The following is a 7752-nucleotide window of genomic DNA, read 5'->3' on the forward strand; positions in this document are numbered from 1 at the left end:
TATAATCAGCCCTTGGCGACTGCGGCGACTTCAGCTGCGAAATCGCTTTCTTCCTTCTCGACGCCTTCGCCGAGCAGCAGGCGAACCATGCCGGTGACTTCGATGGAAGCGCCAGCTTCCTTCTCGGCTTCCTTGACGGCAGCGCCGACCGTCAGGTCGGGGTTGATGACGAAAGCCTGCGACAGGAGGGCGACTTCTTCGAAGAACTTGCGCATGCGGCCATCAACCATCTTTTCGATGATGGCTTCCGGCTTGCCGGATTCGCGGGCCTGTTCGATGAAGACGTTACGCTCGCGCTCTGCAACGGCGGCGTCGACTTCTTCAGCGCGGATGGCAAGCGGGTTGGTCGCAGCGATGTGCATGGCAACCTGGCGGCCGATGGAGTTGAGAACTGCCTTGTCGCCTTCCGATTTCAGTGCAACGAGAACGCCGAGCTTGCCGATGCCGTCGCCGGCAGCGTTGTGGATATAGGTCGCAACAACACCGTGCGGCACTTCAAGCGCAGCGGAACGACGCAGCGTCATGTTCTCGCCGATCGTCGCGATCGCGTCCTTGATGCTGTCGGAAACGGACTTGCCGGTTGCCGGATAGGTGGCCGCGGAAACGGCGTCGACCGTGCCATCGGTGGAGAGAGCCACCTGGGCGATGCCGCGGATGAGGTCCTGGAAAGCGTCGTTACGGGCAACGAAGTCGGTTTCCGAGTTCAACTCGACAACGACAGCCTTATGACCCATGGTGGCAACGCCGACCAGACCTTCGGCAGCCGTGCGGCCGGACTTCTTGTCGGCCTTTGCGATGCCCTTGGCGCGCAGCCAGTCGATCGCCGCTTCCATGTCGCCATTGGTTTCAGCAAGAGCCTTCTTGCAGTCCATCATGCCTGCGCCAGACTTTTCGCGCAGTTCCTTCACCATTGCGGCTGTGATTTCGGTCATTGTGTGCCTCTTATCGGTTCGATCGGTCAGCCGGCGGATTTTGCCGTGCCGAAGTTCTGGGTGATGACTGTACCCGGCCGCACACCCTTCGAAACCCTGAGGTTCCGGCAAGGGGCATGCGCATTCCCAAGTGCTGCGGCGTCGCCAAACATCGAAATGATGGGTGCCGCTCTAGTGTGACAGCGTTATGAAGACTGCCTGCCGTCCCAACCACCTCGAACGCCTGCGGTTTCCAAAAACCACGGCGGAGCGGTTAGAAACGAACAAGGCCGTCAACCCATTGAAGGTCTTTGACGGCCTTGTCATATCCTGGTCGAGGAGACGGCGAAACGGATCGCCGCCAGACAGGGCCTAAATCAGGCGCCAGCCTCGTCTTCGAGAGCGGGCTCGATCGGAGCTTCTTCAGAAGCGCCGATGTCGCGGCCGGAAGCGCCCTGCTGACGGGCAATGCCGTCGATGGCAGCGCGGGCGATCAGGTCGCAGTAAAGCGAGATGGCGCGCGACGCGTCGTCGTTACCCGGGATCGGGTAGTCGATGAGGTCCGGATCGCAGTTGCTGTCGATGATAGCAACGACCGGGATGCCAAGACGCTTGGCTTCTTCGATCGCGATCTTTTCCTTGTTGGTGTCGATGATGAACATCAGGTCCGGAACGCCGCCCATATCGCGGATACCGCCGAGAGCCTTTTCAAGCTTTTCGCGCTCGCGCTCAAGGTTCAGGCGTTCCTTCTTGGAGTAGCCGGAGCCTTCCGAGTTCAGGATCTCGTCAACCTTGCGCAGACGCTGGATCGAGTTCGAAATGGTCTTCCAGTTGGTCATCATGCCGCCGAGCCAGCGGGAGTTGACGTAGTACTGGGCCGAACGCTTTGCGCTGTCGGCGATGATTTCCGACGCCTGGCGCTTGGTGCCAACGAACAGAACGCGGCCGCCACGGGCAACGGTGTCGGACACGACCTGAAGGGCGCGCGACAGCATCGGAACGGTCTGAGCCAGGTCGATGATGTGGATGTTGTTACGGTCGCCGAAGATGTACGGCTTCATCTTCGGGTTCCAGCGGTGCGTCTGGTGGCCGAAGTGAACACCAGCTTCCAGAAGCTGGCGCATAGAAAAATCGGGCAATGCCATGCCTTGTTACTCCTTTTCCGGTTTAACCCCCGCGAAGCGAACAGCACCGACTTTCATCGATACCACCGGGCGGAACGAACCGGATTTCTCCCGGAACATCCCAAGCTTCGCGTGTGGAATGGTGAGCCGCATACAGTCGCCCGCGTTAAAATGCAAGCGATTATGCGAAAAAACCGCGCAAATGGCCCTGTTTCAGCGCACGGGCTTGTTTTCGCAGGTTTCGGGCTTGAGAATATCAAGCTTCGCTAGCTTTCCGGTCAGAACAAAATCACCGTAATCCATCGTCAGATCGCGGGTGATTCCGTTTTCGTAGAGCTTGAACGACATGCGATAGATCGGCAAAGCGTCCGTACCCGTCTTGTCGTTGTAATAGGCGATCGTAACAGGCCAGTAGGCTGTCTTGGCAAATTCGCCTGCCTTGCCGGCGTCCACGTCGCCATCCTTCGGCATCTGCGACTTGCCGACCAGCGTCGACGTGATCAGGCTTTCATCGCCATCGTCAGACCCATCGAAAATGCGCGATTCGAAGATGCGTTTTCCCTGACGGGCATTTTCGATGACCTGGAACATGTGCTGCGTCGGAAACTCGCTGGCGACGAGATTGACCTGTCGCGCATCCGGACGTTTCAGATCGACCTTCACGCCATCCTTATCGTCGGTCGCGGCACCCTGCACTTCCTTGTCCAGCTTGTCGTCGGTGTAGGACTTGGTCTCGAAGGTGAATTTTTTCGCCGCGAGGTCCTCGAAGGTTTTGGTCTGCTGGTCGGTCATGCGCACGGCATCGCCGGTGTTTATCTGCGTGACGAAACGGAAATCCGTCTTGTAACCCTGGCAGGCCGAACCCGTGAACTCATACACCATGCGGCCTGTCATGCCTTCGATGCCGGAGCGATCGGACGCGTCCTTCAATTCCAGATCATAGACGGCGCGATGGGCAATGAGATCCGGAACTGCGACGGGCAAGGCGCTGGCGGCGTTCGACAGGCCGGTCATCAGCCCTGTTGCGGCAACGAAACCAAGCGTCCTGACAAACATGCAATATCTCCTGTTGGACTCGCCGCTCATATTGTACAAGCAACCGCCCGGCTTTTGGATCAACATCTTCTGAATGCCGGATTCTTGAAGGATTTACAACAAAACCGGAGACGAAAATGTCCGAAGTCATCGAAGGCCGCCTCAAGGAACTTGGCTTTACGCTTCCCGTCGCCGCAGCACCAGCTGCAAACTACGTTCCATTCACCATCAGCGGCAATCTGCTTTACGTATCGGGTCAACTGCCGATGGAATCGGGCAAGATTGCGGTGACGGGCCTCGTTGGTCGCGATGTCGACGTTCCAGCCGCCCAGCGCGCAGCCGAACTTTGCGCCGTCAACATTCTCGCACAGGTCAAGGCCGCATTGAATGGCGATCTTTCAAAAGTACGCCGCGTCATCAAGCTGAACGGCTTTGTCGCCTCAGTGCCTGAGTTCGTCGAGCAGCATCTCGTCATCAACGGTGCGTCCAACCTCATCGCCAATGTTCTGGGCGAAGCCGGTAAACATGCCCGCGCCGCCGTCGGCATGGCCGCCCTGCCCTTCAATGCCTCGGTCGAAATCGACGCCATTGTGGAAATCGACGTATGACGCTGAAACTTTCCTGGCTGACGGCCCAGCCCGTTGCCCATCGCGGTTACCACGATCTCAACAAGGCAGTCTGGGAAAATACGCTTTCCGCCTTCTCCCGCGCCGTCGATGCCGGTTTTGCGATCGAATGCGACGTTCAGCTGGCGGCCGACAGTGTGCCGGTGGTTTTCCACGACCACGACCTGGAAAGACTGACGGGAATCAAGGGCGATGTGCGTGAACGCACCTCGGCGGAACTGGCAATGCTCTCCGTCGGCCAAACCAGGGATCGCGTTCCGAGCCTCAAGCAGCTTTTGGCTCTGGTGGCTGGCAAGGTGCCGCTGGTTATTGAACTGAAAGGCCGTGAAGGCGAAGGCGTCGATGACGGCTTTGCCGAAGCGGTGCTGGAAGACCTCGAGGGCTATAACGGCCATGTGGCGCTGATGAGCTTCGATCACCATCTGCTCAAGGACCTGAAGGCAGCGGGCTCGCCCTGGCCGCTCGGGCTGACGGCAGAAGGCGACAAGCCGGAGGACTTCTTCCAACATGACGACGCCATGCAGCTGGGGCTCGATTTCATCTCCTATCATTGGGGTCACCTGCCCAACAGCTTCATCGAAGCGCAAAGAAAACTCGGGCTTCCGGTCATTACCTGGACGGTCAGGGATGAAAATGCGCGCGAGACGACCTATAAATATGCGGACCAGATGACATTCGAGGGTTTCGACCCAAGAGAGAGACCGTCCGCCACGGCATGACAGAAGATTACTCCATCCGCATTGCGCAATCCTTCGAGGATATCGATCCGGAAAGCTGGAAACGGCTTTCCGGAACGTCGCGCAACGCATCAGGAAATGCCTACAACCCCTTCATATCGCATGAATTCCTGTCTTCCATGGAAGACTCCGGTTCGGCCACCGCCAAGACCGGCTGGCTAGGACACCATCTGCTGCTGGAAAACGCGGCAGGGGCCCTCATCGGCGCCGTTCCTGCCTATCTTAAAAACCACAGCAAGGGCGAATACGTCTTCGATCACGGCTGGGCGGATGCCTTCGAGCGCGCTGGCGGGCATTATTATCCCAAACTGCAATGCTCGGTGCCCTTCACGCCTGCGACGGGCCCACGCCTGCTGGTCGCCACTGGCCAAGATGCCAGACGATTCAAACCGCTCCTCGCTTCCGGTCTCGCGCAAGTGACTGACAAGATCGGCGTCTCTTCGGCGCACGTCACCTTTCTGGAAGAGGATGACCTCTCGGCACTTTTGCCCAGCGATTTTCTGCACCGCACCGACCAGCAATTCCATTTCATCAATGACGGTTATCGCGACCACAATGACTTCCTCGAAGCGCTATCATCACGCAAGCGCAAGGGGCTCAAGAAGGAGCGCCGGGCCGCGCTGGAAAACGGGATCGAGATCGATTGGCTGACAGGTTCTGACCTGACGGAGGAGATCTGGGACCAATTTTTTGCCTTCTACATGGATACCGGCAGCCGCAAATGGGGCAGGCCTTATCTGACGCGGAAGTTTTATTCGCTGATCGGCGAGCGCATGGCTGATGATGTGTTGCTTGTCATGGCGAAACGCGAGGGGCGTTACATCGCCGGTGCGATCAATTTCATCGGGTCGGACGCGCTCTACGGTCGGCATTGGGGCTGCATCGAGGACCACCCCTTCTTGCATTTCGAGGTCTGTTACCATCAGGCCATCGATTTTGCGCTCGCGAAGGGATTGAAACGGGTAGAGGCCGGCGCCCAGGGCGAACACAAGCTGGCGCGCGGTTATGTACCTGTCACCACCCACTCGGCGCATTTCATCGCCCATCCGGGCCTGCGTCGCGCCATTGCCGATTATCTTCAGCGCGAGCGCGAAGAGGTCGAGCACATCAACGATTATCTCGATGAGCACACGCCCTTCCGCAAGGGCGAAAGACAGGAACCGGACACTTAGTCCGACATCAGGAGGGACCAGAATGGCGGCCAGCGCTTACGACGACAACAATATCTTCGCAAAAATCCTACGTGGCGAGATTCCGAGCCATAAGCTTTACGAGGACGAGCATACCCTGGCCTTCATGGATGTGATGCCACAGGCTCCCGGACACCTCCTCGTTATACCCAAGGTCGGCTCCCGCAACCTGCTCGACGCCGACCCCGACGTGCTCGCAAGAACCATTCCCGTCGTGCAGAAACTCGCCGTCGCGGCGATGGAAGCCTTTGATGCAGATGGTGTCTTTGTCGCTCAGTTCAACGAACCGGCGGCTGGCCAGACTGTGTTCCACCTGCATTTCCATGTCATCCCGCGCAAGGAAGGCGAGCCACTGAAGCCGCATTCCGGCGTGATGGCCGATGGGGAGGTGCTGAAGGCCCATGCGGAGAAGATAAAGGCGGCGCTTGCTTTGTGACGGGTGATGCGACGCCTCAGTTCTTTCACGGCGCAGACGCGCCGTGGCCGGATGTCGGATTTAGTCCGGCATGACGAGAGAGGTGTTTTTCCTCATTCCACAGGACGATAGGCATTTCGCTCCGGCCAGGGCCAGCCTTCAAGCACCGTCATATCCGGCCGGAATATTTCCACCTTTAGCGGATAACAGGCCGCCGTGTCGCTTGAATGCGTGGCGCTGCAGTCGCCGCCGGGACACGCGGAAAGCGCGCCGATGAGGTCGATTTCCGCGAAGAACTCGAGATAGTCACCCGGACGTACCGGGCTCGCTTTCATGAAATACTGGTGGGTATCACGGGTGAAACCGGTGCACATGAAGACATTCAACACGTCATGAACATGCGGCTCCGCCTGCCGGAAGGAAAGGCCTTTGGCGGAAGCAAGCGCGTTCGTCAGGTTCGAATGGCAGCAATGGTGATAATCGCCCCCGCTCAACAACTTGTTGGTATAGGGATCGCAGCGGGTGCCGATCACGTCATGCACACCGCCGCCATCCTCGTCGAAGCCATACCATGACAGCGTATCGTGGGTGATGGTCGCCATTGGCCGTAACGACGGCAGGTTGCTCCACAGCCGGTTGCCAACGGAAACATGGGTGGCATGCAGCGCGCGGGTCTTGCCGCTGAAAAAACGCTCATTGAGATCATTCGCATTCCACAGGTTCAAATCACCGACCTGCGGGCCTTCGACGCTGACGATACGAAAAAAATGCCCTCTCGGGACAGTAAAGGTGCGGCCGTCACGCGGCGGCACGATGACTTCATCCACCTTCTCCATGCCCTGCTTTGCCTGCGCAAGACGCGCAAGGTCAGGCACCTCAAGCGTGCCGTTGGGATAGACGACAACGGGACGGACGGCCCGGCGCGTGGCGGCGTCGGCGGGTTCGGCAGGCAGGGTGGTCATGAAATCCTCTAAGCGATGAAAAGTTGGACACGAAATTGCGTCAGGAACAGCGGCATGACAAGACGGGTTTTTCTTGCGCTCAGGCCAAGTCTGGCTTAGCCTCGGCCGTTATGAAGCTGCCGCCGATTTCCACCCTCCGCGCTTTCGAAGCCGCGGCCAGAAGAACGAGTTTTTCTCTGGCCGGCCAGGAGCTTGGCATGACGGCCACTGCTGTCAGCCAGCATGTGCGCAATCTGGAGGCCTGGCTTGGCGTGGCGCTGTTTGAGCGGCATGCCAGGGGCGTGAGACTTACGCAGGCCGGTCAGGAGTTCGGCGCGATGGTTTCCTCAAACCTCGGGCAGATCGCTTCCGGCGCAGAACGCATACGCGACCGTCGCGATCACATCACGGTCCGTCTCGCCAGCCTGCCTTCAGTCATTGCGCATTTTCTAACGCCGCGGCTCCCGCGTTTCCGGGCGATGCATCCAGATATTCAGGTGTCCATCAGCTATCTCGGCGCAAGGCAGACCGTGCCGGCCGATCTTACCATCGAGCATGGCGTGTCCGCCGGGCCGAATGCCGTGGCGCTTTTCGGAGCCGAGACACGCCCTACCTGCGCTCCCGGTTACGCCGCCCAGTTCGGTCCGTTCAGAGAGGTTGCCAGCCTGTTGCAGGCGGAATTGCTGCATGATCATAGCGAAACGGCCTGGCGGGCCTGGTTTGCCGCCGCCGGAACGGCGCCACCGGACAGCACCGGCCCGATTTTCGCCGAC

At 59.0% G+C, this 7752-nt stretch carries 9 protein-coding genes; 5 read left to right on the forward strand and 4 right to left on the reverse strand.

The window, feature by feature from the left end:
• Positions 1 to 5: 5 nt before the first annotated feature.
• From tsf to ACUTJJ_RS16145, 3 genes are all read right to left on the reverse strand, one after another.
• The gene (gene tsf, locus ACUTJJ_RS16135; protein ID WP_004441554.1) at positions 6 to 932 is read right to left on the reverse strand and encodes a translation elongation factor Ts; all 927 of its coding nucleotides are present in this window, start codon (positions 930 to 932) and stop codon (positions 6 to 8) included.
• 356 nt (positions 933 to 1288) lie between these two features.
• Positions 1289 to 2056 carry a 30S ribosomal protein S2 gene (gene rpsB, locus ACUTJJ_RS16140; RefSeq protein WP_063949066.1) on the reverse strand — a complete coding sequence of 256 codons (768 nt, stop codon included), beginning with the start codon at positions 2054 to 2056 and terminating at the stop codon, positions 1289 to 1291.
• 192 nt (positions 2057 to 2248) lie between these two features.
• Positions 2249 to 3091 carry a cell envelope integrity EipB family protein gene (locus tag ACUTJJ_RS16145; RefSeq protein ID WP_209088566.1) on the reverse strand — a complete coding sequence of 281 codons (843 nt, stop codon included), beginning with the start codon at positions 3089 to 3091 and terminating at the stop codon, positions 2249 to 2251.
• Positions 3092 to 3207: 116 nt separating this feature from the next.
• Between ACUTJJ_RS16145 and ACUTJJ_RS16150 the strand changes: the two genes are divergently transcribed.
• The 4 genes from ACUTJJ_RS16150 to ACUTJJ_RS16165 are packed head-to-tail and all read left to right on the forward strand — an operon-like array spanning position 3208 to position 6059.
• The gene (locus tag ACUTJJ_RS16150) at positions 3208 to 3678 is read left to right on the forward strand and encodes a RidA family protein (RefSeq protein WP_063949068.1); all 471 of its coding nucleotides are present in this window, start codon (positions 3208 to 3210) and stop codon (positions 3676 to 3678) included.
• Positions 3675 to 4415, forward strand: a complete 741-nt coding sequence (locus ACUTJJ_RS16155; RefSeq protein ID WP_296070620.1) for a glycerophosphodiester phosphodiesterase — start codon at positions 3675 to 3677, stop codon at positions 4413 to 4415. The genes ACUTJJ_RS16150 and ACUTJJ_RS16155 overlap by 4 nt, the downstream gene beginning before the upstream one ends.
• Positions 4412 to 5605: a GNAT family N-acetyltransferase gene (locus tag ACUTJJ_RS16160; protein ID WP_445542783.1), complete on the forward strand. Its 1194-nt coding sequence runs from the start codon at positions 4412 to 4414 to the stop codon at positions 5603 to 5605. Before ACUTJJ_RS16155 ends, ACUTJJ_RS16160 begins: the two co-directional genes overlap by 4 nt.
• A 22-nt stretch (positions 5606 to 5627) precedes the next feature.
• Complete coding sequence (locus ACUTJJ_RS16165; RefSeq protein ID WP_296070626.1) at positions 5628 to 6059, forward strand: HIT family protein; 432 nt, start codon at positions 5628 to 5630, stop codon at positions 6057 to 6059.
• Between the two features lie 92 nt (positions 6060 to 6151).
• On the opposite strand, the gene ACUTJJ_RS16170 is transcribed toward ACUTJJ_RS16165, so the two are convergent.
• Positions 6152 to 7000 (reverse strand): urea carboxylase-associated family protein, encoded by an 849-nt coding sequence (locus ACUTJJ_RS16170; RefSeq protein WP_296070629.1) that lies wholly within the window; start codon positions 6998 to 7000, stop codon positions 6152 to 6154.
• 110 nt (positions 7001 to 7110) lie between these two features.
• On the opposite strand from ACUTJJ_RS16170, the gene ACUTJJ_RS16175 reads away from it, so the two are divergent.
• A partial coding sequence (locus ACUTJJ_RS16175) for a LysR family transcriptional regulator (RefSeq protein WP_445542784.1) occupies positions 7111 to 7752 on the forward strand: 642 nt, incomplete at its 3' end.

It is taken from the genome of Agrobacterium sp. DKPNP3 (assembly GCF_052686535.1).